The organism is Brevundimonas sp. UBA2503, assembly GCF_002341485.1.
GTDB lineage: Bacteria > Pseudomonadota > Alphaproteobacteria > Caulobacterales > Caulobacteraceae > Brevundimonas > Brevundimonas halotolerans.
In genome coordinates this window covers 203,109-227,795 of the sequence record NZ_DDOD01000011.1, presented here as the reverse complement: position 1 = coordinate 227,795, position 24,687 = coordinate 203,109, and the positions used below count along the sequence as shown (strand labels likewise).

24 protein-coding genes and 1 tRNA gene are annotated in these 24,687 nt (G+C 67.2%); 10 read left to right on the top strand and 15 right to left on the bottom strand.

The genetic code is table 11. The annotated features are described in order from the left end of the window. Positions 1-23: 23 nt before the first annotated feature. Positions 24-2,963, top strand: a complete 2,940-nt coding sequence (gene uvrA / locus B4K74_RS06580; protein ID WP_286692264.1) for an excinuclease ABC subunit UvrA — start codon at positions 24-26, stop codon at positions 2,961-2,963. A gap of 36 nt (positions 2,964-2,999) precedes the next feature. Here uvrA and B4K74_RS06575 read toward each other — a convergent pair whose 3' ends face one another. From B4K74_RS06575 to B4K74_RS06565, 3 genes are read right to left on the bottom strand one after another with little or no spacing between them, the layout of a single operon-like run. Then, positions 3,000-3,902, bottom strand: a complete 903-nt coding sequence (locus tag B4K74_RS06575) for a hypothetical protein (RefSeq protein WP_286692263.1) — start codon at positions 3,900-3,902, stop codon at positions 3,000-3,002. A gap of 34 nt (positions 3,903-3,936) precedes the next feature. Continuing rightward, positions 3,937-4,881, bottom strand: a complete 945-nt coding sequence (locus B4K74_RS06570) for a hypothetical protein (RefSeq protein WP_286692262.1) — start codon at positions 4,879-4,881, stop codon at positions 3,937-3,939. 1 nt (position 4,882) lies between these two features. Continuing rightward, positions 4,883-5,674, bottom strand: coding sequence for a hypothetical protein (locus tag B4K74_RS06565; protein ID WP_286692261.1), 792 nt, complete (start codon positions 5,672-5,674; stop codon positions 4,883-4,885). Between the two features lie 94 nt (positions 5,675-5,768). On the opposite strand from B4K74_RS06565, the gene trmFO reads away from it, so the two are divergent. Both trmFO and B4K74_RS06555 read left to right on the top strand, forming a co-directional pair. Beyond that, positions 5,769-7,154 (top strand): methylenetetrahydrofolate--tRNA-(uracil(54)-C(5))-methyltransferase (FADH(2)-oxidizing) TrmFO, encoded by a 1,386-nt coding sequence (gene trmFO, locus B4K74_RS06560; protein WP_286692260.1) that lies wholly within the window; start codon positions 5,769-5,771, stop codon positions 7,152-7,154. Next, entirely contained in the window at positions 7,154-7,363 is a 210-nt protein-coding gene (locus B4K74_RS06555) for a hypothetical protein (RefSeq protein WP_286692259.1), read from the top strand. Before trmFO ends, B4K74_RS06555 begins: the two co-directional genes overlap by 1 nt. Before the next feature lie 6 nt (positions 7,364-7,369). Here the strand turns inward: B4K74_RS06555 and B4K74_RS06550 are convergent, their stop codons facing one another. Further along, positions 7,370-7,867 carry a hypothetical protein gene (locus B4K74_RS06550; protein WP_286692258.1) on the bottom strand — a complete coding sequence of 166 codons (498 nt, stop codon included), beginning with the start codon at positions 7,865-7,867 and terminating at the stop codon, positions 7,370-7,372. Positions 7,868-7,919: 52 nt separating this feature from the next. Here B4K74_RS06550 and B4K74_RS06545 point away from each other — a divergent pair, with 52 nt between their 5' ends. Next, positions 7,920-8,807: an oxygenase MpaB family protein gene (locus B4K74_RS06545; RefSeq protein WP_286692257.1), complete on the top strand. Its 888-nt coding sequence runs from the start codon at positions 7,920-7,922 to the stop codon at positions 8,805-8,807. On the opposite strand, the gene B4K74_RS06540 is transcribed toward B4K74_RS06545, so the two are convergent. The 9 genes from B4K74_RS06540 to serS all read right to left on the bottom strand — a co-directional run bounded on the left by B4K74_RS06540 (position 8,804) and on the right by serS (position 17,238). Then, the gene (locus B4K74_RS06540) at positions 8,804-9,439 is read right to left on the bottom strand and encodes a squalene/phytoene synthase family protein (protein WP_286692256.1); all 636 of its coding nucleotides are present in this window, start codon (positions 9,437-9,439) and stop codon (positions 8,804-8,806) included. The two genes, B4K74_RS06545 and B4K74_RS06540, sit on opposite strands and share 4 nt — an antisense overlap. Positions 9,440-9,443: 4 nt before the next feature. Continuing rightward, positions 9,444-10,064 carry a hypothetical protein gene (locus B4K74_RS06535; protein ID WP_286692255.1) on the bottom strand — a complete coding sequence of 207 codons (621 nt, stop codon included), beginning with the start codon at positions 10,062-10,064 and terminating at the stop codon, positions 9,444-9,446. A 33-nt stretch (positions 10,065-10,097) separates the two neighbouring features. Continuing rightward, positions 10,098-11,081 (bottom strand): protein translocase subunit SecF, encoded by a 984-nt coding sequence (secF, locus tag B4K74_RS06530; RefSeq protein WP_183211113.1) that lies wholly within the window; start codon positions 11,079-11,081, stop codon positions 10,098-10,100. 4 nt (positions 11,082-11,085) lie between these two features. Then, positions 11,086-12,678, bottom strand: a complete 1,593-nt coding sequence (gene secD / locus B4K74_RS06525) for a protein translocase subunit SecD (RefSeq protein ID WP_123286127.1) — start codon at positions 12,676-12,678, stop codon at positions 11,086-11,088. A 27-nt stretch (positions 12,679-12,705) separates the two neighbouring features. Continuing rightward, entirely contained in the window at positions 12,706-13,065 is a 360-nt protein-coding gene (gene yajC / locus B4K74_RS06520; protein ID WP_241153090.1) for a preprotein translocase subunit YajC, read from the bottom strand. 108 nt (positions 13,066-13,173) lie between these two features. Beyond that, the gene (locus B4K74_RS06515) at positions 13,174-14,145 is read right to left on the bottom strand and encodes a M23 family metallopeptidase (protein WP_286692254.1); all 972 of its coding nucleotides are present in this window, start codon (positions 14,143-14,145) and stop codon (positions 13,174-13,176) included. 158 nt (positions 14,146-14,303) lie between these two features. After that, complete coding sequence (locus tag B4K74_RS06510) at positions 14,304-14,948, bottom strand: protein-L-isoaspartate(D-aspartate) O-methyltransferase (RefSeq protein ID WP_286692253.1); 645 nt, start codon at positions 14,946-14,948, stop codon at positions 14,304-14,306. Continuing rightward, positions 14,945-15,736, bottom strand: a complete 792-nt coding sequence (surE, locus tag B4K74_RS06505) for a 5'/3'-nucleotidase SurE (protein ID WP_286692252.1) — start codon at positions 15,734-15,736, stop codon at positions 14,945-14,947. The genes B4K74_RS06510 and surE overlap by 4 nt, the downstream gene beginning before the upstream one ends. Further along, positions 15,733-17,238 carry a serine--tRNA ligase gene (gene serS / locus B4K74_RS06500; RefSeq protein ID WP_286692251.1) on the bottom strand — a complete coding sequence of 502 codons (1,506 nt, stop codon included), beginning with the start codon at positions 17,236-17,238 and terminating at the stop codon, positions 15,733-15,735. The genes surE and serS overlap by 4 nt, the downstream gene beginning before the upstream one ends. Before the next feature lie 154 nt (positions 17,239-17,392). On the opposite strand from serS, the gene mutL reads away from it, so the two are divergent. The 3 genes from mutL to tgt all read left to right on the top strand — a co-directional run bounded on the left by mutL (position 17,393) and on the right by tgt (position 21,830). Next, a complete protein-coding gene (mutL, locus tag B4K74_RS06495) occupies positions 17,393-19,246 on the top strand; it encodes a DNA mismatch repair endonuclease MutL (protein WP_286692250.1) in 1,854 nt (617 codons plus the stop codon). 361 nt (positions 19,247-19,607) lie between these two features. Beyond that, positions 19,608-20,060, top strand: a complete 453-nt coding sequence (locus B4K74_RS06490) for a low molecular weight protein-tyrosine-phosphatase (RefSeq protein WP_286692249.1) — start codon at positions 19,608-19,610, stop codon at positions 20,058-20,060. A 648-nt stretch (positions 20,061-20,708) separates the two neighbouring features. Continuing rightward, positions 20,709-21,830: a tRNA guanosine(34) transglycosylase Tgt gene (gene tgt, locus B4K74_RS06485; protein ID WP_286692248.1), complete on the top strand. Its 1,122-nt coding sequence runs from the start codon at positions 20,709-20,711 to the stop codon at positions 21,828-21,830. Here tgt and B4K74_RS06480 read toward each other — a convergent pair. Then, positions 21,827-22,354, bottom strand: coding sequence for a hypothetical protein (locus tag B4K74_RS06480; RefSeq protein ID WP_286692247.1), 528 nt, complete (start codon positions 22,352-22,354; stop codon positions 21,827-21,829). The two genes, tgt and B4K74_RS06480, sit on opposite strands and share 4 nt — an antisense overlap. 206 nt (positions 22,355-22,560) lie before the next feature. Between B4K74_RS06480 and B4K74_RS06475 the strand changes: the two genes are divergently transcribed. After that, positions 22,561-22,869, top strand: coding sequence for a hypothetical protein (locus B4K74_RS06475; protein ID WP_286692246.1), 309 nt, complete (start codon positions 22,561-22,563; stop codon positions 22,867-22,869). A gap of 12 nt (positions 22,870-22,881) precedes the next feature. Here B4K74_RS06475 and B4K74_RS06470 read toward each other — a convergent pair. Next, positions 22,882-22,958 (bottom strand) — tRNA-Lys (locus B4K74_RS06470). Positions 22,959-23,067: 109 nt separating this feature from the next. Between B4K74_RS06470 and B4K74_RS06465 the strand changes: the two genes are divergently transcribed. Next, positions 23,068-24,165, top strand: a complete 1,098-nt coding sequence (locus tag B4K74_RS06465; RefSeq protein ID WP_286692245.1) for a CaiB/BaiF CoA transferase family protein — start codon at positions 23,068-23,070, stop codon at positions 24,163-24,165. Between the two features lie 140 nt (positions 24,166-24,305). Next, positions 24,306-24,557, top strand: a complete 252-nt coding sequence (locus B4K74_RS06460) for a hypothetical protein (protein ID WP_123286141.1) — start codon at positions 24,306-24,308, stop codon at positions 24,555-24,557. Positions 24,558-24,687 lie beyond the last annotated feature (130 nt).

Sequence of the window (24,687 nt, the reverse complement as noted above, 5' to 3'; positions counted from 1 at the left end):
CCTCTCTGCGTTCCCGGACAGGCATGATCGAAAAACACGACTTCATCCGTGTGCGCGGCGCACGCGAGCACAATCTCAAGGGCGTCGATGTCGACATTCCCCGTGGCCAGCTGGTGGTCATGACGGGGCTGTCGGGCTCGGGCAAGTCCTCGCTGGCGTTCGACACCATCTATGCCGAGGGCCAGCGGCGCTATGTCGAGAGCCTGTCGGCCTATGCGCGCCAGTTCCTGGAGCTGATGGGCAAGCCGGACGTCGACCTGATCGAAGGCCTGTCGCCGGCCATCTCGATCGAACAGAAGACGACGTCGAAGAACCCGCGCTCGACCGTCGGCACGGTGACCGAGATCAACGACTATATGCGCCTGCTGTGGGCGCGGGTCGGCGTGCCCTATTCGCCGGCCACGGGCCTGCCGATCGAGAGCCAGACCGTCAGCCAGATGGTCGACAAGCTGACCGCCCTGCCCGAGGGCGAGCGCATCCTGCTGCTGGCGCCCGTGGTGCGCGACCGCAAGGGCGAATACCGCAAGGAAATCGCCGAATGGCAGCGGCTGGGCTATCAGCGGCTGAAGATCGACGGGGAATTCTATCCGATCGAGGACGCGCCGGTCCTCGACAAGAAGTTCAAGCACGACATCGATGTCGTGGTCGACCGGCTGATCACCAAGGAGGGCCTTGAGGGCCGCTACGCCGACAGCCTGCAGACCGCGCTGAAGCTGACCGACGGCATCGCCGTTGCCGAATGGGCCAGTGTGGCCGAGGGCGAGACCGAGCCGCGCCGGATCATCTTTTCCGAGCGGTTCGCCTGTCCGGTGTCGGGGTTCACCATCAGCGAGATCGAGCCGCGGCTGTTCTCGTTCAACAGCCCGACCGGGGCCTGTCCGTCGTGCGACGGCCTGGGCGTCAAGCTGGCGTTCGACGCCGGGCTGGTGGTGCCGGATACCGACAAGACCCTGCACAAGGGCGCGGTCGCCCCATGGTCGCGCGGTCCCTCGCCCCTCTACACCCAGACGCTGCAGGCACTGGCCCGCCACTATGGCTTCTCGATGGACAAGTCCTGGCGCGACCTGCCGCAGGAGGCGCGCGACGTCATCCTGGGCGGCACGGGCAAGGAGAAGATCAAATTCGTCTATGACGACAATGCCCGCAAATATGAGGTCTCCAAGCCGTTCGAGGGGGTGCTTCCGAACCTTGAGCGTCGCTGGCGCGAGACCGACAGCGCCTGGGTGCGCGAGGAGCTGGGCCGCTACCAGTCCGAGACGCCCTGCGAGTCCTGCGGCGGCAAGCGGCTGAAGCCCGAGGCTCTGGCCGTCAAGATCAACGGCGAGGACATCGCCGACGTCAACGCCCTGTCGATCTCGAAGGCATACCTCTGGTTCTCGACCCTTGAGGAGACCCTGACCGAGAAGCAGGCCGAGATCGCCCGGCGTATCCTCAAGGAGATCACCGACCGGCTGCGGTTCCTGAACAATGTCGGGCTCGACTATCTGAACCTGTCGCGCAACTCCGGCACCCTTTCGGGCGGCGAGAGCCAGCGCATCCGTCTGGCCAGTCAGATCGGCTCGGGCCTGACCGGCGTGCTCTATGTGCTGGACGAGCCGTCCATCGGCCTGCACCAGCGCGACAACAGCCGCCTGCTGGACAGCCTGCGCGGCCTGCGCGACCTCGGCAACTCCGTGCTGGTCGTCGAGCACGATGAGGAAGCCATCCTGACCGCCGATCATGTCATCGACATGGGCCCCGCTGCGGGCGTCCACGGCGGCGAGATCTGCGCCCAGGGCACGCCGGATGAGGTGATGGCCAACCCCAGGTCCCTGACCGGCAAATATCTGACCGGCGAGCGCGAGATCGAACTGCCGGTCGATGGCCGCCGCCCGGTCGACCGCAAGCGGATGCTCCGCATCTCGGGCGCCACCGGCAACAACCTCAAGAACGTGACGGGCGAGATCCCGGTCGGCCTGTTCACCTGCATCACCGGCGTGTCGGGCGGGGGCAAGTCGACCTTCACCATCGAGACGCTGTACAAGGCCGCCGCGCGCCGCCTTCACAATGCTTCTGACGCCCCGGCCCCCCACGACCGCATCGAGGGGATGGAGCATTTCGACAAGGTCATCGACATCGACCAGTCGCCCATCGGCCGCACCCCGCGTTCGAACCCGGCCACCTACACCGGCGCGTTCGGGCCGATCCGCGACTGGTACGCCGGCCTGCCGGAGTCCAAGGCGCGCGGCTATGGCCCCGGTCGGTTCAGCTTCAACGTCAAGGGCGGGCGGTGCGAGGCCTGTCAGGGCGACGGCGTCATCAAGATCGAGATGCACTTCCTGCCCGACGTCTATGTCACCTGCGACGTCTGCAAGGGCAAACGCTACAACCGCGAAACGCTGGAAGTGGTGTTCAAGGGCAAGAGCATATCCGACGTTCTGGATATGACGGTCGAGGAGGCCGCGACCTTCTTCAAGGCCGTGCCGCCGATCCGCGACCGTATGCTGACGCTGGAGCGCGTGGGCCTGGGCTACGTCAAGGTCGGCCAGCCCGCCACCACCCTGTCGGGCGGTGAGGCCCAGCGTGTCAAGCTGTCCAAGGAGCTGTCGAAACGCGCCACCGGCAAGACCCTCTACATCCTCGACGAGCCGACCACCGGTCTGCATTTCGAGGACACGCGCAAGCTGCTCGAGGTCCTTCAGGAACTGGTCGAGGCCGGCAACACCATCGTGGTGATCGAGCACAATCTGGACGTCATCAAGGTGGCCGACTGGCTGCTCGACTTTGGCCCCGAGGGCGGCGACGGGGGCGGCGAGATCGTCGCGGTCGGCACGCCGGAACAGGTTGCCGACAACGCCGCCAGCTGGACGGGTCGCTACCTCAAGCCCGTGCTGGAGCGCCATGAGGACCGCCGCAAGGCGCGTGTGGTGGCGCTCACGGCCGAGCCGGCACCGGCCAAACGAAAAGCCCGGGCGAAAGCCTGACGCCCGGGCTTCATCGTTGATCGGTCAGTCAGGCGATCAGGCCAGCTCGGGCGTGCCCGTGCCCTTCAGATCGCGGTAGGCGGCGGCAAACGGCGCATACATGACCGCCGCCAGCAGCGCCGACGAGATCGCCTGCAGGACGATGGCGACCGCCACCATCGGACCGATGGCCTGCAGGATGCCCATGGCGTTCATGCCTTCCAGCGATTCCCAGTCAACGGCCGCTCCCATACCCATGGTCAGGGGGAAAAAGACGATCGACGTCAGAATGCTGACAACAAGGGTCATGACAAAGGCGATGACCGCCATGCCGATCAGCCCCCACAGATGCCCGCCCGTCACCTTGAACGAGTCAAAGAAAGCGAACCGCTTCTCGGCCACGGTGATCGGAATGGCCAGCGACAACCGCACCGCCAGCCAGATCATCGCCGCAATCGCTGCGAGGAACACCACGACAATGATCAGCGCCCCCCCCGGTACGTCGGCGGCTCCAAGGAATCCGGCAATGAACCCTGCTACTCCGAAGATGACCATCGCGGCCAGGCCCATGACGATCGACAGGACCACGGAGACCACGGCCACGCGGACCTCATCCATACCGATCCGAAGGTAACCAAATGCCGATTTGCCGGGCTCCAGAACCGAGCGCGCCACGGCGGCGTTGAGGACAGCCCCCATCAATATGCCCAGCGGGATGAGGATCGGAAACACGGCCAGATAGGCCATCATGAACGGCCGCAGATCCTCGGGCGTCGCGCCGGGTCCCATATTCTCAAGATCCGACGCTGCGGCCATCACGCCCGCGATCGGGCCGGCAGCCAGCAGGAATATCAGTGCGAAGCTGACCAGATAAAAGGCGGCCCACCACAGCAGCACCATCGGCTTGCGCCGCACCACGCGAAAACCTTCAAAGGCCGCGTCTGTTGCAGAAAACGTCATCACCACACCCTCCCCGATTGATGAGGCCCCAGCCTTAGACGGACTCGTCCGGATTGTCAGCCGTGGTTTCCGCGGCGCTGTCCGCCTCGGCCGACAGTTCGCGCACCACATGGGCGAAAGGCGCATTGCCCAGCAGCTGGAAGAACCCCTGCACCCAGGCCAGCGGGATCAGCAGCACAGCCGCCGTCACGCCCCAGACCAGCGGCTGCTCGAACATGTTCATGACCCAGCCCTCGGGGTCATCCATGGCCGGCATATCCCAGCCCCCCAGGATGGCGCCGATGATCAGCAACAGTATCAGCCCCACCACCATGATCACCAGGGTCATGACGATCGTGACGATGAGCAGCATGATCAGCAGGCCGACCAGCTTCCACGACTGACGCCGCCCCAGCTTCCAGCCCTGCTCGAACGCCAGACTGTGGTGCCAGACACAGGCCGGCAGGATCAGATAGGCCCGCCCCGAGGCCAGCAGGATCAGCAGGAAGGCCGCGATCCCGAGCACGACAAGGCCCAGCGCGCGCGGCAGGTCCGGCAGTTGCCAGATCAGCGCCCCGATCCCCACACAGATCAGGGCCAGCACGATCAGGGCGAGCACAGCCACGATGGCGATCACAAGGCTGGCGATCAGCACCCGGAACTCGTCCGCACCCACCCGCATGAAGAAAGCGCCGTCCTTGCGTCGTCCGGCAAAGGTCGCCCGCGTGACTGCCACGATCACGACGATGGACACCAACCACTCCAGCAGATTGACCAGCAGCGACCAGCTCTGGAACTGGAAGAAGGTCGCCATGTCGGCGCCCGATTCGAAGTCGGGGTCATCGATGAACATGTCCCCGCCGAACACATGGAACAGCAGTGCGAGACCGCCCACGCTGGGCAACAAACCCACCAGTCCCCAGACGATGGTCGCCAGCGGCCGGCGCCCGGCCTGCCGGAACGGCTCGGCCAAGGCCTCCATGATGTCGAATGTCTTCATCTCACCCTCCCCCGAGGTGGCCCGGACCGTCCGGACTCCAGTACTCCAGCTGGCCATAGGCCGCCGCCAGCGCCCCCGCCGACACCGGCATCCATAGCCCGATAAGCGCCACCATGGCGAATCCGGTCAACCCGTGGGACGCGGCCCACCCCAGAACGGCGAGCGGCGGCACGGCGAGCGTCAGGAACAGCAGCATCAGCGCCCAGAAACTGCCCTGGGCAATTCCCATGGTGTTCAGCGACACCGCATGGCCGCGCCCGACGGTCGCCTGCACGAACAGCGACAACCGCACGATCAGCAACAGCGGCACGACAAGCACGATCAGACCGACCAGCCCCAGCACCCCCAGCTGCCAGACCGGCCCGACGTTGGCCCAGTCGCGGGCCTGTATGGCCTCAAGGTTCAGCCCCGACATACCGGCAATGGCCAGGCTGACCAGTGCCAGCACCACGGCGATCATGGCCAGAAAGATCAGGTTCAGAACCGCCGCCAGCACCACCCGCAGCAGCACCGGTCCTGTGGCCACGCCACCCGGCGGCGGGTCCCGGTCCAGCGCCACGGCAGTCAGGCCGGTCCAGACCGCCAGGGTCAGGACCACGGCCATGACGGTGAACAGATGCTGCGCGGCCTCAGACCCCGCCGTCCAGCCGCCCAGCGGGATCATCAGCATCAGCAGCAACAGCCCGGCCCAGCCCCCGGCCCACAGACGTGGCAGGCCCTGCAGCGCGCTGGCCAGCGCCCGTGTCGGCCGCAACCGGCGCACGTGACCTCTCGATGCCGTGTTCGCAGACATTCCGCCTCCCCCGTCACCCGCATCCTACCCTCTTGCCCCCTCATGCGACCAGACGGTTGCTGACGAAGTCGTCCGGCGTGTCTAGAAAGCCGCGATGACCTCTTCCCCCTCCCCCATTCATGTGATCGGCGGCGGCCTGGCCGGCTCGGAAGCCGCCTGGCAGATCGCCCGCGCCGGCGTGCCCGTTATCCTGCACGAGATGCGCGGCGTGCCCGGCATCAAGACCGACGCCCACCAGACCGACGGCCTGGCCGAACTGGTCTGTTCCAACTCCTTTCGGTCCGACGACTGGGAATACAATGCCGTGGGCCTGCTGCACGCCGAGATGCGGGCGCTCGATTCGATCATCCTGTCGTGCGGCGACGCCCATCAGGTCCCGGCCGGGGGCGCCCTCGCCGTCGACCGCGAGGGCTTCTCCGAGGCGGTCACAGCCCAGTTGATGGCCCACCCGCTGATCACGGTGGTGCGCGAGGAAATCGCGGGCATCCCGCCCGAGGATTGGGACAATGTGATCGTCGCCACCGGCCCGCTGACCTCGGCCGCCTTGGCCGACGCGATCCTGACGACGACGGGCGAGGAATCGCTCAGCTTCTTCGACGCCATCGCGCCGATCATCCACGCCGACAGCATCAATTTCGACATCGCCTGGCGCCAGTCGCGCTACGACAAGGAAGGCCCGGGCGGCGACGCTGCCGCCTACGTCAACTGCCCGATGGACAAGGCCCAGTATGACGCCTTCATCGACGCCCTGCTGGCTGGCCCCAAGACCGAGTTCAAGGAGTGGGAGAACGTCCCCTATTTCGATGGCTGCCTGCCCATCGAGGTGATGGCCGAGCGGGGCCGCGAGACCCTGCGCCACGGCCCGATGAAGCCGGTCGGCCTGACCAATCCGCGCGACCCGACGGTCAAGGCGCACGCCATCGTCCAGCTGCGTCAGGACAATGCGCTCGGTACCCTGTTCAACATGGTCGGCTTCCAGACCAAGCTGAAATACGGCGCCCAGACCGACATCTTCCGCATGATCCCGGGGCTGGAAAGCGCCCAGTTCGCGCGCCTCGGCGGCCTGCATCGCAACACCTTCCTCAACAGCCCCAAACTGCTGGATCGCCAGCTGCGGCTGAAGGCCCTGCCGCGCCTGCGTTTCGCCGGCCAGGTCACGGGGGTCGAAGGCTATGTCGAGAGCGCGGCGCTGGGCCTGCTGACCGGCCGCCTCGCCGCCGCCGAGCGACTGGGTCGGGACCTCACCCCGCCCCCGCCCGAGACCGCCATCGGCGCCCTGGTGGAACACATCACCGGGGGGCACCTGGAGGGGTCAAAGTTCCAGCCCATGAATATCAACTACGGCCTGCTGCCGCCGCTCGAGGCCCCACGCGTCGACGATGACGGCAAGAAGATCCCGCCCAAGGATCGCGGCCGCGCCAAGAAGCGCCTGATGAGCCTCCGCGCCATGGACTCGCTCAAGGCCTGGCGGGACGCGTGATGGCGGATCCCGAAAGCGAGCTCGAGCGCCTGATCGATCGTCGGGTCACCCTGATCCACCGCCTCGACCTGATCGCGAAGGGCGCCCAGATCACCTACGACGACGGCACCCCGGTCGACATGGCCTCAGAGAAGGCGCGGCTGGAGTCCGATATCAGCCGCCTCGACCGCAAGATCCTCGCGCTTCAACCGCCGGCGGGGCGGGCCTGACGCAGGTCAACGCGCCAGAGTGAGAAGCGCGCTCAGCTCGGTGAGCGGGACGTCAAGCCAGGGCCTTGACTGACCACAGTTGTAGTTCACCCGTGCTGTTCCCCGGGCCTCGGGGGGATGATCGGTGCGGACGTTGGTCGGATTGAGGAACAGCAAATACTCGACGCTCGGATCGAAACGTTCATAGGGTGGCTCAAGATAGAAGCCACCACTGTTGCGCTCGGTGAACACCGTCATCACCCGGGGCGCGTCGCCCTTGAACACCTCGATGACCTCGATCCGGTAGGTCGTCCACGGGGCTTCGTCGTACTCCGGTCCGGCATCGGTCCAGCTGTCGGTCTGTGCCGTCGCGCGCGCTCGCACCACCCAGCGGGAATCCGCATACTCCTGCGCGATGGTCGTCGTCGCATAGAGCTCTCCCTTGTAGAGGCAAAGGGCTTGCGGCGAGGACGGCTCGCCTTGGCCCAGCAAGGCTGCGACAAGCAGGAGGGTCGGTGACATCATGGCGCGATGCTATCACCTCGACCGACCGGCGCCAGTGATCCACGAGAACGTGATGCTCTCCCCTTCCCAGACTATCCGCGCCGCCATCCGCCAGCGCATCAGCGACGTCTTCAACGATGCGGAAAAGGGCGAGCGGCCGGTGCTGCGGCGGGCGGATGCGCTGTTTGCACCCAACTCGGTCGCCTGGCAGGTCAATGGCGATGTGGTGACCATGATGATCGGCGGGGTGTCGGGCCTGTTGCTGCAGATGCTGCATCCGGCGGTGCTGGCCGGGGTCTGGGACCATTCCGACTTTCGCGCCGACATGCACGGCCGCCTGCGCCGCACGGCCAAATTCATCGCCGTGACCACCTATGACAGCGCCGGGGCCGGACAGGCGGCCATCGACAAGGTCAACCGCATCCACAAGAAGCTGGGCGGGACCCTGCCCGACGGCACGGCCTATCGTGTGTCCGACCCCGCCCTGCTGGCCTGGGTGCATGTGACCGAGACGATCAGCTTCCTCGACGCCTGGATCCGCTATGCCCGGCCCGCCATGCCGAGGGCCGAGCAGGACGCCTATTTCGACGAGATGGCCCGCATCGGTCAGGCGCTGGGTGCCGATCCCCTGCCCCGCACCCGGGCCGAGGCCGAGGCCCTGATCCAGTCGTATCGCTCGCAGCTGCGCGCCGATGCCCGCACGCGAGAGGTCGCCCACATGGTCATGCGCCAGCGGATCGGCTCGCCCGCCGTCGACAGCGCCGCCGGCCTGATCATGCAGGCCGGGTTCGACCTGCTGCCCGGCTGGGCCCAGGCGATGCACGGCCACCGTCCGCCCCTGCCCCGCCCGCTGGTCCGCACCGGCGCCCTGACCACCGCCCGCTTCATCCGCTGGGCCTTTGACCAGTCGCCGAACCGCCGGGTCTGGCCCCGCGAGCAGGCCGACTTTCCCCGAACCTAGACCCGCCCCCTGAGGCTGGCCCAGACCAGCCTCAGCCGCTTGACCGGCTCGGGCGCGGCGGGGTCCAGAAGCGCGGCATGGGCCACGGCGGGAAAGGCGGCGGTCGGCAAGGGCTTCAGGGCCGCATTTGCCTCGCTCCGCAAGGTCCGCGCCTCGTCGATCCGCCCGGTCTGGGCCAGACCCCGCATGCGCCCCGCTCCGGTTACCGCCGCCTCATGCCCCGGTCCGGCCAGCACCCGCACCGCCGCCTGCATCGGCCCGACGTAGAAGGCGTCCAGATCGTGCGGCTCGCCATGCACCCGGCCAATGTGCGCCTCGATCAGGGCGTCCAGCGAGGCGCGGACCAGCCCGTGCCGGTGCACAATTCCGGTCAGGGCCTCCAGCACCGGATGGCCGATGCGGGGTGCGTTCGAAAACACCCCCTCCATCTGGTCGGCCCACCAGCGATAGCGCATCTCGGCCAGCAGCGGCTGGGTCACCCGAGTCGGGATGACCATGAGCTCGGCCTCGAACGCATAGAGGGTGATCAGGTCGGCACGCCGCCCTTCGTCCGCCACGAACCGGCTGGACAGCCAGCGATCCGGATCGGTGGCCCGGACCTGGGCGTCCAGATCGACAGGCGGTGCACTCAAGGGATCAGCCGATCAGCGTCTGGTACATGGCCATGGAGGTCAGCATCGGGAAGCTGAGCAACAGGTTCGTGCGGCTGCCCAGCATGGCGATGCGGGCGGCGCGGGCCTTCTTGTCGTCATCGACGGCCACGATGCCCAGCGCGCGCTTCTGGTTCGGCCAGATGATGCCCCAGACGTTCAGGAACATGATGATGGCCAGCCAGACGCCGACCCCCATCAGCATATTGCCCTGATCGCCCTCGACCAGACCGCCGGCCATGCCAAAGCTCAGCACCTCGGCGGCATAGGCATGGCCCCGGGCGAACATGACCGCCAGGCCAGCCAGCACCGTCACCAGCGCCGACCAGCGGAACCAGAACAGGGCCTCGGGTGCGATATGCTTGCCGACCGCCGGCTTCAGCTCGGCCGGGATCGACGGCATGACCCGGATCTGGACGAAGTTGAAATAGTACAGCAGGCCGATCCACAGAATGCCTGCGGCCACATGCACCCAGCGGAACACCGCCTGCCAGAAGATCCCGTCAAAACCGCCAGCGGCGACCTGCCCGAAGGCAAAGATCATCAGGCCTGCCAGCACCAGGCTGAGGATAACGGTCGCGCGAAAGCTGCTCAGTAATTTGCCCATGGTTAGGCCCTCCCCGGCCTGATAACGAACGACCTACGGCCGGCTGGCGCCGCCCAGCTTGATCGGCTTGGCTTCCTCGGCGAACTCGCCGCGCTTGACGCCCCAAAGCAGGATGATCGGCGCGGCGACATAGACCGACGAATAGGTGCCGATGATAATGCCGAACATCAGGGCGATCGAGAAGCCGAACAGCACCTCACCGCCCAGGAAGGCCAGCACGGCCAGCACCATGACGGCGGTGATGCCGGTCACGACCGTGCGGCTCAGCGTCTCGTTGATCGACAGATCGATCACCTCGCCCAGCGGCATGGTCTTGTACTTGCGCAGGTTCTCGCGAAGGCGGTCGAACACGACGACGGTATCGTTCATCGAATAGCCGATCACGGTCAGGATCGCGGCTACCATGTTCAGGCTGAACTCCAGCTGCATGATGACGATCAGGCCGAAGGTCAGGATCACATCGTGGACCAGGCCCGCGATGGCACCAAAGCCGAACTGGGGCTCGAACCGGAACCAGATGTAAAGGAACATCAGCACAGTCGCCATGCCCAGCGCCATCAGGCCAGAGCGGAACAGCTCGCCCGAGACCTTGGAGCCGACCACCGACACGCCGGAATAGGTGACCTCGCCGACCGTCTGCGTGATGGTCGCCTCGACCTGACGGACGATCTCGGTCTGGTCCGCCCCCTCCGGCAGCTGGAAGCGCAGCAGGACCGTCGAACCGTCAATGGCATTGGTGTCCAGTCGGGCGATGCCCTGCACGCCCACGTCCTCGAGGCCGAGCGCGCTGACCGCGGCGCTGATTTCCTGCTGGTCGATCGTCTGGCCTGCGGGCTTGGCGATTTCCATCGACGCGCCGCCGCTGAAGTCGATGCCCATGTTCAGGCCCGGCGTGAAACAGCCGATGATCGAGGCGATACACAGGGTCGCCGACAGCACCCCGAACATGCGGGAAAACTTGACGAACTTGAAGTTCGTCTTGGTCGGCAGCAGCTTGATAAGGGGCCATCCACGCATCGGCTTACTCCGCGACCGGCAGTTTCTTGGGCTTGGCGACCTTCAGCCACCAGGCCAGTCCCACCTGCGCGACCAGCACGGCCGACAGCATGGAGGTGAAGACGCCGATCGACAGCGTCCAGGCAAAGCCGCGCACGGGCCCGGCCCCGAAGAAGAACATGATCAGCGCCGCCACCAAGGTCGTCAGGTTGGCGTCGATGATGGTGCCCATGGCCTTGTTGAAGCCGGCATCCAGCGAGGCGATGACGCTGCGTCCCTGTCGGGCCTCGTCACGCATCCGCTCATAGATCAGCACATTGGCGTCGACGGCCACGGCAAAGGTCAGGATCAGACCCGCGATACCGGGCAGGGTCAGGGTCGCCTGGGTCATGGACATGGCGGCGACGATCAGAATGCCGTTCAGCACCAGGCCGATCACCGAAATGCCCCCGAACAGGAAGCCATAGGCCAGGAACATGAAGACCACGATGACGACAAAGCCCAGCGCCGTCGCCTGCATGCCGCGATCCACGGCGTCCTTCCCCAGCTCGGCGGTAACGGTCCGGCGTTCCTCGACGTTCAGCGGCGCCGGCAGCGCCCCGCCGTTCAGCAGGCTGACCATCTCGGAGGCCGAGGCGATCGAATAATTGCCCTCGATGACGCCCGAACCGCCCAGGATGGCGCTGCGGATCACCGGGGCCGAGATCACCTTGCCGTCCAGAATAATGGCGAAGGGGCGACCGATATTGGCGGCGGTGACCTCGCCAAAGCGACGCGCGCCCTGGCTGTCAAAGTTGAAGCCGATGGCCGTCTGGCCGTTCTGGTCCTGGGTGACAAAGGCCCGGGTCAGGTTCTCACCCGACACAAGCACCCGCCGCTTGACCAGGATGGGGTTGCCCAGCTCATCGGCCATAAGCACCGCGTCGGGCGGCACACGGCCCTGAAGGGCGTCTTCGATGCTGTTGTCGACATCGACCATCTGGAAGGTCAACTGGGCGGTCTGGCCGATGACCCGTTCCAGCTCGGCCGGGTCGCTTTCACCCGGGGCCTGGATGACGATGCGGTCGGCGCCCTGACGGGTGATCGACGGTTCGCGCGTGCCCAGATTGTCGATCCGGCGGCGCACCACCTCAATCGACTGGGTGACGGCATCCGGGCCCATGCTGTTCAGGGCCGCGTCGGTAAAGGCCACGCGCAGACGATTGTTCGACAGACGCGTCACCTGACGATCCGCGACGCCGCCCACGCCCCCGCGGGTCACCGTGTCCCGGATCGCCGTGAAGGCGGCATCGACCTGGGCATCCGTAGAGAAGGTCACCACGACGCCGGTCGCCTCCGGCTGGATCGAGACCGGCGTGATCTGCGCTTCACTCAGGCTCTGGCGAACATCCTCGACCGTGTTGGCGACGCGTTTGGACTGCATCTCGGTCACATCGACCTCGAGCAGCAGGTACGAGCCGCCCTGCAGGTCGAGGCCGAGGTTCAGCGTATTCTTGGGCAGGAAGCCAGGCAGCGCCTCGCGCTGGGCCGGGGACAGCAGGCTGGGGTAGGCGAACAGAATTCCGAACGCCAGAGACAGGCCCAGAAGGATGACCTTCCAGCGCGACAGATGGATCATGGTTCGCTTCCCCGCAGGCTGGCCCTATCAGGCCTTGCTGCTTTTGGCCTTGCGTTCGATGGCGGCAGGCGCCGTGCGATCACGGACCTCGGTGATCATGGTCTTGACCACGCGGACGTTCACGCCCTGGGCGATATCGGCCATGACCTCATCCGCCTCGACGCGGGTGACCTTGCCGATCACGCCGCTGGACAGGACGATGGTGTCCCCGCGCTTGACCGAGGCCACCAGCTCCTGGTGCGCCTTGACCCGTTTTTGCTGCGGACGGATCAGCAGGAAATAGAACAGGACGAAGATGGCGATGAACGGCAGGAAGTTCATCAGCAGGGCCATCATGCCGCCATCAGCGGTGGCGGCCATCAACAGGATCGGGTCTTGGGCTGTCATGGTTTCTCCCGGCACGGAGCGTTGTCCGGCCACATGTCTCGAATGTGGCGCGGAACCTAGGGCTCGAAGGCCCCGATTGCAACGGACACCGGCGCCCCTGACGCACTCTTATCGCGGAAGCTGCAACAGGGGGTCGAGCGCCGTGGGTTGATCCCCTTGCATCCGCCAGACTTCAAAGTGGATCGAGGGTTGTCCGTCACCGGCTGTGTCGCCCACGGTGCCCAGCTGTGCGCCGGCGGCAATGTCGTCGCCTTCCCGCACGGTGGCGCTGCCCAGATGGCCATAGACGGTGCGCCAGCCATCGCGGTGCAGGACCAGAACCGTCAGCCCCTGCCCCGGCAGGGTATCGCCCACATAGCCGACCCGTCCGGCGGCCGAGGCCCGGACAGGACTGCCCAGCGGTGCGCCGATGTTGATGCCGTTGTTGCGCTCGCCCATGCCCACAGGACCAAAGCGGCGCAGGATCTCGCCCCGCACCGGCCAGTCCAGCGGACCGCTCCGCGCGGTTGAACCATTGGCGACCGGCGGCATGGGGGCATTGCCCGAGGGCGGCGGCGGCGGCGGCGGCAGGGCCCCGGACGGCACCCGGACCCCGGTCGGCGACGGCCCGGTGGCATAGGGATCCTGCCCCGAATCCACAGCCGAGTCGGGCAGAATCACCTCACCGCCGACGCTCAGCGCCGCGCGCGGTCCCAAGTCGTTCATCTCGATCAGCACCTGGATCGGCGTCAGGAACCGGCGTCCAATCCCCGACAGGGTATCGCCAGGCTGGACGGTATAGCGGGCCCCCGCGACGCGGCTGACGGGCAGGGCCTCTATCGGCGCGGCCTCGGGCGCGGCATTGATGCCGGACGCCTCCAGCGCCCCACCCTCGACTTCACCCACCGGCGCGGCCGTGCCGAATTCGACCCCCGGCGGCGGGGCGCTTTGGCGCGGGGGCGGCGGGATCTCTGTCGCTGTGACCACCCGTACACCGGTCGGATTGACCGGCACCGGGCGCGTCGAATAGCGCGGCTCGGTCGGATAGCTGGCGCAGGCGGCCATGGTCAGCATGCCTATGGCCACGGCCAGAAGGGTCATCCCCCGTCGCATGTTCACCATCCGCATCTCTCCTCTTGATCCCGGGTCGCGCTTTCCCCCGGTGTGCCCCGCCGACGGCCATAAGCCAACCCGCCAATCCGCACCAAAGTTGGGCGCGAAGGTTAACGGACCCAAAAATACGAACCGGAATTCCGACCTCAGCCCTCTTTCGCCGTGCCCTCGACCAGCGGCACGAACCGCACCTCGCTCAGGCTCTCGCGGTGGAACGATCCGTCGGGCTGGCCGACATAGCGGTTCAGCATCTGCACCGAGGTTCGCCCCACCGGGCACACCAGTATGCCGCCGGGCTTCAGCTGTTTCAGGAGTTCGGTCGGTTCATGCGGGGCGGCCGCCGTCACCATGATCCGGTCGAAGGGCGCCTGCTCGGGCCAGCCCAGACCGCCGTCGCCGTGCCGGGTGATGACATTGTCGATCTGCAGGACCTTCAACTTCGTCTCGGCCTCACTCAGCAGGCTGCGATAGCGTTCGACCGAATAGACATAGCGCGCCAGCCGGCTCAGCACCGCACACTGATAGCCACTGCCCGTGCCGATCTCGAGCACCCGGTGGCGCGGCTGCACATCCAGCGCCTGGGTCATCAGGCCGACGATATAGGGCTGCGAAATCGTCTGGGCGCAGTCGATCGGCAGGGCCTGATCCTCCCACGCCTGATCGAGGAATTTCTCGTGGACGAAGACGGCGCGGTCGATCGATTCCATGGCGCCCAGCACCCGAGGATCCGTCACCCCCTGCTGCCGCAGCCCCAGGATCAGCCGCCCTGCCCGGTCGTCGTTCAGTTTCATCCCGCAGCCACCGTCTTCGGCGGCGCGCCGCCCAGCACGCCCTTCAGGTCGTGGATGCTGGGCGCATGGGTGAGGTCGATGTGCAGCGGCGTGACCGAGATCTTGCCCTCGTCCATGGCCCGGAGGTCGGTGCCCGCCGGATGGTCGTGCTTCGTCCCGCGGAAACTCATCCAGTAATAGTCCCGGCCGCGCAGGTCGGTGCGTTTGACCGCATGCATCTCGCCGATGTCGCGGAAGCCCTGACGCGTGACCTCGACCTCGGTGACGGCCTCGGGCGCGCGCGCCGGAAAGTTCAGGTTCATCACCACCCCGGCCTGCCATTTCTGGGCCAGCAGGCGCGAGATGATCGCGGGGGCAAAGGCCTCGGCCGTTTCCCAGTGCGCCGTCACCTCGTCGTGGAACCGCTCCAGGCTCTGCGACAGGGCGATCGAGCGGATGCCGAACGCCATCCCCTGCAGCGCCCCCGCCACCGTCCCGGAATAGGAGCAGTCCTCGCCGACATTGTGCCCGCGATTGACCCCCGACAGCACCAGATCCGGCCGCTCCGGCATCAGGTCATTGACCGCCAGCACCACACAGTCGGTCGGCGTGCCGGTCACGGCGAACCGCTTGTCGCCGATCCGGTTGACCCGCAGCGGCTCGGTCAGGGTGATGCCGCGCCCCTTGCCCGATTGCTCGGTCTGGGGGGCGCAGATCCAGACATCGTCCGACAGCGCCCGCGCGATCCGCTCCAGACACGCCAGCCCCTCGGCCTCGATCCCGTCGTCATTGGTCAGCAGGATTCTCATCCGACGTGCGTCACCCCTTCCGGCATGTAGCGCTTCAGAACCTCGGGCACGGCGATCCGGCCGCCCTCGTCCTGATAGTTTTCCATCACCGCCACCAGCGTCCGCCCGACCGCAAGGCCCGAGCCATTCAGCGTGTGCACGAACTCGGTCTTCTTCTCGCCGGCGCGCTTGAACCGGGCGTCCATGCGCCGCGCCTGGAAATCCCCGCAGTTCGAGCAGCTGGAAATCTCGCGATAGGTGTCCTGGCTGGGCAGCCAGACCTCGAGGTCAAAGGTCTTCCGCGCCGAAAAGCCCATGTCGCCCTTGCACAGCAGCATCCGCCGATACGGCAGCTCCAGCGCCTTGAGCACCGCCTCGGCACAGCCGGTCATGCGCTCATGCTCGGCCCCGGAATCCTCGGGCCGCGTGATCGAGACCAGCTCGACCTTGGAGAACTGATGCTGGCGGATCAGCCCGCGCGTATCGCGCCCCGCCGACCCCGCCTCGGCCCGGAAACACGGCGTCAACGCCGTCAGCCGCATCGGCGTGGCCAGTTCGTCCTCGGACAGGATCGTCTCCCGCACGAGGTTGGTCAGCGACACCTCGGCGGTGGGGATGAGGAACCGTCGATCAACGTAAGCACCTTGATCGAGAGCGTCGGTCCGCCGCTCGGTCGTGTTCGATGCGATCTCGGTAAGCCGCCTGTTCAGGAAATCTTCGGCAGACTCATCAGGGCTTGCACTGACCAGCTGGCGCAAACCTAGGTCTTCGATTTGACTGACTAGAACCCGGATTTCTCGCTCTTCATAAACTCGAAGGTAGAGAGCCAGCTCATCCTCAGCGATCGACTCTGCGGCAAACAAATCGTCTTTGAACTTCGGCAACTGCCCCGTGCCGAACATGGCCTCGTCGCGGACCAGATAGGGCGGATTTACCTCCAGATAGCCGTGCTGGCCTGTCTGCATGTCCAGCATGAACTGGCCGAGCGCCCGTTCCAGCCGGGCCAGCCCGCCCTTCAGTACGGCAAAGCGCGCGCCCGACATCTTCGCGGCGGCCTCAAAGTCCAGCAGGCCTATGGCCTCGCCCAGATCGGCGTGGTCCTTGGCGGGACCCGTTCGGCGCGGTTCGCCCCAGCGGCCGGTCTCGACATTGCCGGCCTCATCCTCGCCGTCCGGCACATCGGCGGCGGCCAGGTTCTTCAGGCCCGCGAGGATGTCGCGCAGTTCGCGGCCCTTGTCCGCCTCCACCGCCTCATTCGCCGCGATCTCGCCCTTCAGCCCCTCGACCTCGGCCTTCAGCCGCTCGGCCTCGGCCATGTCCTTCCGGCCCATGGCGGCGCCGATGGCCTTGGACGCCGCATTGCGCTTCGACAGGGCGTCCTGCCCCGCCGTCTGGGCGGCCCGCAGCTCGCGGTCCAGCTCCAGAATACGGTCCACCGTCACCTGCGCATCCTCCACCCCGCGCGAGGTCCAGCCCGCCACAAAGGCTTCGGGCGTGTCACGGATGGCGCGGATGTCGTGCATGGTCAGTCTTCGTCTTCGGCGGAGGAAGCGATGCTCTAACCCCCCACGCGGAGTCGGGCAAACCCCACCGCGTTTCCTTCTCCCCCTACTGCCTACTGCCTACTGCCTACTGCCTACTGCCTGTTGCCTCCCGATAGGCTACCCTCCCGAATCCATGCCCATCCGCCGCCTTCCCCCCGAGACCGTCAACCGCATCGCCGCCGGCGAGGTGGTCGAGCGCCCGGCCAGTGCCGTCAAGGAGCTGGTCGAAAACGCCCTCGACGCCGGTGCCACCCGCATCGAGGTGCAGATCGAGGGCGGCGGCCTGACCCGCATCCTGGTCGCCGACGACGGCCACGGCATGGCCCCGGACCAGCTGGAACTGGCGATCGAGCGCCATGCGACCTCCAAGCTCGAGCCCGACGACGCCGGCGATGTCGACCTGTTGCGCATCTCGACCCTCGGCTTTCGCGGCGAGGCCCTGCCCTCGATCGGCTCGGTCGCCCGGCTGACGCTGACCAGCCGCCCCCAATCGGGCGGCGACGCCCATGCCCTCAGGGTCGAGGGCGGCCGCGTCACCCCGCCCGGCCCCGCCGCCTTCCCCGGCCCGCACGGCACCCGGGTCGAGGTGCGCGACCTGTTCTATGCCACCCCCGCCCGGCTCAAGTTCATGAAGTCCGAGCGCGCCGAGGCCATGGCCATCGCCGAGGAGCTGCGCCGTCAGGCCATGGCGCATGAGGCCGTCAGCTTCGCGCTGGACGTCGAGGGCCGCTCCGTCCTGCGCCTGCCCGCCGAACATCCGGGGGATGAGGGGCGCCTCCGCCGCCTGTCCGCCATCCTCGGCCGCGACTTCGAGGCCAATGCCCTGCTGGTCGACCAGACCCGCGACGACCTGCGTCTGTCCGGCTATGCGGGCCTGCCCACCTATTCGCGCGGCAATGCCCAGCATCAGTATCTGTTCGTCAACGGTCGCCCGGTGAAGGACCGCCTGCTGCAGGGCGCCCTGCGCGGCGCCTATGCCGACTTCCTCGCCCGCGACCGCCACCCCGCCGCCGTCCTGTTCCTCGACGTCGATCCGCTCAAGGTCGACGTCAATGTCCACCCGGCCAAGTCCGAGGTGCGCTTCCGCGACGCCGCCCTGGTGCGCGGCCTGATCGTGGGGGGCCTGCGCCATTCGCTGGCCGCCGCCGGCCACCGCGCCTCGACCACCGTCGCCGATCAGGCCCTCACCGGCTTCACCCCCCACACCGGCATCGGCCCGCAACCGGCCCCCACCGGCCAGCCCTCCGCCACCGGCTGGAGCGGATGGACAGGCTGGTCCTCCGCATCGTCCGCCGCCCAGACCATCCCCGGCCTCAACGACCGCTCCGGCCGCGTGGAACCCGAAGCCCCTACTGCCTACGCCCTACTGCCTACTGCCGCGCAGGCTCCTGAGCCTGCGGACATCGACCTCCCCCTCGGCGTCGCCCGGGGCCAGCTGCACGGCACCTATATCGTGGCCCAGACCCGCGACGGCCTGGTCCTCGTCGACCAGCACGCCGCGCATGAGCGCCTCGTCTATGAGCGGATGAAAGCCCAGATGGAGGGCGGCGGCGTCACGCGGCAAGTCCTCCTGGTGCCCGAGGTGGTCGAGCTGGACCCCGCCGAGGCCGAGCGCGTCGCCGACCGCGCCGGCGAACTGGCCGAGCTGGGACTGGTGGTCGAACCCTTCGGCACCGGCGCCGTGCTGGTCCGCGAAGTCCCCGCCCTGCTGGGCCAGGTCGACGCCGCCGGCCTGATCCGCGACATCGCCGACGACCTCGCCGAACACGGCGCCGCCCTCGCCCTCAAGGAACGCCTCGGCGAGGTCTGCGGCACCATGGCCTGCCACGGCAGCGTCCGCGCCGGCCGGGTGCTGTCGGCGCCCGAGATGAACGCCCTCCTCCGCCAGATGGAAGCCACCCCCCACAGCGGCCAGTGCAACCACGGCAGGCCCACCTACGTGGAGCTCAAACTAGCCGATCTGGAGAAGCTGTTCGGGAGACGGTGAAGCCCTGTCCGACGAAGCCACAACCCGCTCATCCCCACGGAAGTGGGGACCCAGTGATTGGGGCTTTCAGAGACCTGTCCTTGCGAAGCAGGTTTCATCACAGCGGCCACAGCGCTTTCACAGCGGACACAGCGACGTCCGGCCCCGCACCGCCCCCGTCGTGGTCGTTGTGTCTTCGTTGTGTCCGCTGTGATGAACCTCTTCCTTTCCACCGCTTCCCCGGCGCAGGCCGGGGCCCAGTAATTCGGCAATTCAAAGCCCTGTCCTCGCCATTGTTTGACCAGGCCTTCCGCGCCCGCGACGATGCGAAGGACTGGATCCCCGCGTCCGCGGGGACGAGCGGATCAGGAGTATTGAACCCATGCCCTCCCTCCTCTTCGTCTGTCTTGGCAATATCTGTCGCTCGCCGCTGGCCGAGGGGGCGTTGCGGCAGGCGGCGCGGCAGCAGGGGCTCGCGCTGAGGCTCGACTCGGCGGGCACCGGGCATTGGCACATCGGCCGCCCGCCTGATCCGCGCGCGATTGCGGCGGCGCGGCGGAACGGGGTGGATATATCGGACCTGAGGGCGCGACAGGTGACGGCGGACGACTTTACCCGCTTTGACCACATCCTCGCCCTGGACCCGCAGAACCTGGCCGACCTGCGGCGTCTGGCGCCGGCAGGCAGCACAGCCCGCCTCGCCCTGTTGCTGGATCACGTCCCGGGACGAGAGGGTCAGGGCGTCGCCGACCCCTACACCGGCACCGCCGCCGACTTCGACACCACCTGGGCGGACGTGACAGCGGCCGTGCCGGGGGTTTTGCGGCTGTTCTAGCCCCCTCTCCGTTGGGAGAGGGGGTTGGGGGTGAGGGGCGCTCCGCATCCTTCGGCGTGAGCCGTCGCACAGGTCGTGCTGCGGCGTTCGCCGACACACACCGCCGCCCCTCATCCGGCGCTCACGCGCCACCTTCTCCCATCGGGAGAAGGGACAAATTGACTGGCGGAACCTCGGCCAACAGCGCTGCCCCCGTTGTGTTCGTTGTGTCCTCGTTGTGCCCGCTGTGATGAACCTCATTCTTCCCTTCGCCGGGGAGACGGGTGAGGGATGGGTCGAGCCCTCCGGATAGGATAGCTGCCCCGATATTCCCCAGCCCTTTCAACACCCCCACCCTTTCCCGAACCGTTCTGCCCGACCAGCCCGCCGTCTCGCCCATACTGTCCGGTTGCCATGACCCCACCCGCGGAGGCGCCGCCATTTCAGACCATTCAGACGGTTCAGACGGTTCAGACGGTTCAGACGATTCAGACGATTCAGACGATTCAGACGGTGTTTATCCCCCCCCGATGGGGAGGAACCCGAATTCAGACCATTCAGACCATTCAGACCATTCAGACGGTATTTCCCCACACCCTCGCCCCCATGGCCATCCGGGCCGTTTCCGCCTAAATGCCCCTCCCCTTTTGCCAGCGACCGTGACCCGCCTTGCCCTTTCCCTTCGACATTGCCGCCACTGACGGACGCGCCCGCACCGGGGTGCTGAAGACCGCGCGGGGCGAGATCCGCACCCCGGCCTTCATGCCGGTCGGCACGGCGGCGACGGTCAAGGCGTTGACGGTCGATCAGGTGGCCCAGACGGGCGCCGACATCCTGCTGGGCAATACCTATCACCTGATGCTGCGCCCCGGCCCCGAGCGGATGGAGCGGCTGGGGGGCTTGCACAAATTCATGCGCTGGGACCGGCCGATCCTGACCGACTCCGGCGGATTCCAGGTCATGTCCCTGTCGGGCATTTCCAAGCTGACCGAGGAGGCCGTGACCTTCTCCAGCCATATCGACGGGTCCAAGCATGTGCTTACCCCCGAGCGCTCGATCGAGATCCAGGCCGACCGGCTGGGGGCCGATATCTCGATGCAGCTGGACCAGTGCGTCAGCTGGCCGGCCGAGCGGCCCGCCGCCCAGGCGGCCATGGAGCTGTCGATCCGCTGGGGCGCGCGCTCGAAGGCCGCCTTTGGCACGCGCGAAACCCAGGCCCTGTTCGGCATTCAGCAGGGCTCGACCTTTGAGGATCTGCGCCGCCAGTCGTCCGAGCAGCTGCTCGAGATCGGCTTTGACGGCTATGCCATCGGCGGCCTCGCGGTCGGTGAGGGCCATGCCGCCATGTGCGAGGTGCTGGACTATGCGCCCGAGATGCTGCCCGCCGACCGGCCGCGTTATCTGATGGGGGTGGGCAAGCCCGTCGATCTGGTCGAGGCGGTGGCGCGCGGGGTCGATATGTTCGACTGCGTCCTGCCGACCCGCGCCGGGCGTCACGGTCAGGCCTGGACCTGGGACGGACCGCTGAACCTCAAGAACGCCCGCTTCGCCGAGGATCAGGACCCGCTGGATGCGACGCTGAATTGCCCGGCCTCATCCACCTATTCAAAGGCTTATCTGCATCATCTGATCCGGGCCGATGAGATCTTGGGCAAGGTGCTGCTGACCTGGCACAACCTGGCCTTCTACCAGGCCCTGACCGCCGCCATGCGCGAGGCCATCGCGGCGGGCCGGTTCGAGGCCTTCCGCCGCGACTTCCACGCCCGCCACGTCTCGAACGGCAAGGTCTAGCGCCGGGTCGGCTGGAACCAGCGGGGGGCGGCCGGCGGGGCGCAGTTGAAGCGCATGCCCTGCCCCTTCAGGAAGGCGCGCCGCAGCCGCCCGGCCTCGATCGCGGCCTGCACCTCGCGGCTGTGCTGGTCCGCGCCGGACAGGGTGCGGATCCAACTGCGGGCCGGGATGAAGTCCGTGGCCGTGTCGCGGATTGCGTCCAGCGCCGCCTCGGCCGCGGCATCGACCGCCCGGTCGCCCAGGGTGCGGCCGTCCGGTGCCGGCGGCTCGTCCAGGTCGGGCCCCAGCGCCTCGTCCAGCCGCGCCACCTCGGCTCCGATGGTCGAGCAGCGGTCGAGGTTACGCATGTCATAGGGGTTGGCCTGGGCCTGCAGCAGCACCGTGGGGATGCGCTCGCGCCGCAGCCCCACATCGTCCAGCGGCGCCGTCACGGCTCCGCCAAATCCGTCGGCTAAGGTCTGCACGCCGCTACAGCCCGCCAGCGACAGGACCAGAACGAGGCTGAGAAGAGGACGCAGGAACATGCCGAACCCTAACCACAGACCGGGGCCGCTGCACCAGTCCTGAGCCTCCGTGGATAAAATTGTTGACAAAATCCTAATTTTGACTCTTAACGCATTGACGAATCAAGGGGATGGGGATGCTGGCGCCGTTGAATAGTTTCTTGTGCCGCCACGACTTTTACTGGTCGGAGCGCCACGGCGCCGAACGCTGCCGCCGGTGTGCAAAATTGCGCGAGAGTGACACACCCACCCACGCCGAGCCCCTGCGCTTCGACGCCCCGCCTCCGCCGCAAGCGGCCGAGGTCATGGCCTTCCCGGACCTGACGCCGCGCGAGGTCGCCCCGCTTCCGGACGAACCCGTCGACCTGAAGACCCGGATCGAGCACCTCGCCGGGGGGCAGGCGCTGGACCGCGCGGCCACGCTGAAGCTGTTGCTGGACCTGATCGAGGACGGCCAGTCTGCCGATCCGCAGATCGTCGGCATCACCGCCGCCGAGTTGTATGCCCGGCTGCACACGGCGGTGAACCAGGCCTGATCCGGAAGCGGATGGTACGCCCTCTCGGGCTCGAACCGAGGACCCTCTGATTAAAAGTCAGATGCTCTAACCAACTGAGCTAAGGGCGCATACCACACCGGTCGCGTTCACGACCCGGCGACGGGCCTTCTGTTGCAAACCGTCGCCGGGGTCAAGGGCTGGCTCGACGCGCGACGGAGCGGAGGCTAGGCAGTGCCCATGAAACCGCTGTCCGGCCTGCGCCTTGTTGAATTCGACGGACTGGGCCCCGTCACCTTCCTCGGCATGGTGCTGGCCGACCTCGGCGCTGACGTGGTGCGCCTGACCCGTGCGGACAGTGTGGGCGCGGCTGTCTTCACCGAAGTGGGCGGAGCCATCCTGCACCGGGGGCGACCCGCCGTGCCCGTGGACCTGAAGGACGAGGGCGACCGGGCCCGGGTGCTGGACCTGCTGGCCCACAGCGACGGCCTGATCGAAGGCTTCCGCCCCGGGGTCATGGAGCGGCTGGGTCTTGGGCCCGACGTCTGCATGGCCCGCAACCCGGCGCTGGTCTATGCCCGGGTAACCGGCTGGGGCCAGACCGGACCGATGGCCTCATCGGTCGGCCACGACATCAACTATCTGGCCCTCAGCGGCGCGCTCAGCACCTTCGGCGAGGAGGACCGCCCCGCCCGGCCACCACTCAATCTGGTCGGGGACTATGCCGGCGGGGCCCTGATGGGGGCCATCGGCCTGCTGTCCGGCATCCTGCAGGCCCGCGCCACCGGCAAGGGGGCGGTGGTGGATATCGCCATGACCGACGGGGTCGCGCTGATGACCGCCCTTTTCCATGCGCTGAAGGCCCGGGGCCTCTGGGCAGACCAGCGCAATGCCAATCTGCTGGATGGCCGGGCGCCTTTCTATCGCTGCTATCGCTGCCGTGATGGGGGTGAGGTGGCGGTGGGGGCACTGGAGCCTCGCTTCTACGCGGCCCTGCTGGCCGGGCTGGGCCTGACGTCCGAAGACGCCCCGCAGTACGACCGTAGCCGATGGCCGGAAATCACGGACCGGCTCGGGGCCATCTTCACGGCGCGCGACCGCGACGACTGGGCAAGCCTGTTCGCGGGCACCGAGGCCTGTGTTACCCCGGTCCTGACCCTCAGCGAGGCCGTCACGAACGCCCACAACCAGGCTCGTGGGACGTTTGACATAGCGGGCGCCCCCGCCCCTGCCCCGATGTTCGATGGCGTCAGGCCCAGTGGCGAAACGGAAACGCCGCCGCCTCTGGACCTCTCGGATGCACTTGAACGATGGCTCGGAGTGACACCCCCAAGCTGACCTTTGGCCGCTGACCTGACCCATTCCCCCGCGCCTCTTGATCAGGCATGAAGGGCCATCGGGAACGGCCTGCCGATCCAGGCATTTTCCCTCGTAGACCCACGGGTTTCCATTGAAGGGGGCACACCATGAGACATGAGATGAAACTGGCCGGACTGGCAGGGCTCGCCGCAGCCCTGCTGACCCTGTCGGCCTGTGGCGATCCACTTCCCGATGACGAGGGCGTCGAGCCGATCGGCCCGGAAGTGACCGAGCCGGCGATTCCGGAGACCGAACCGGTCGAGCCGCCGCCGGAAACCGAAGTGCCGATCCAGCCGCCGCCCACCCTTCCGACGGATAATCGGACGTCGGAAGAATCGGTTCGCCCTGATAGCGACACGCTTTTCTATTGATAAGGGACGATTCCCGGTCATACCGCCGGGGATGATCGTCTGCCGCCTCTATCGTCCGGGTTCCGTTTGCTGAAGCACCGCACACTCTTGCTCGCAGGTCTCGCGGTGCTCAGCCTGTCGGCCGGAAGGG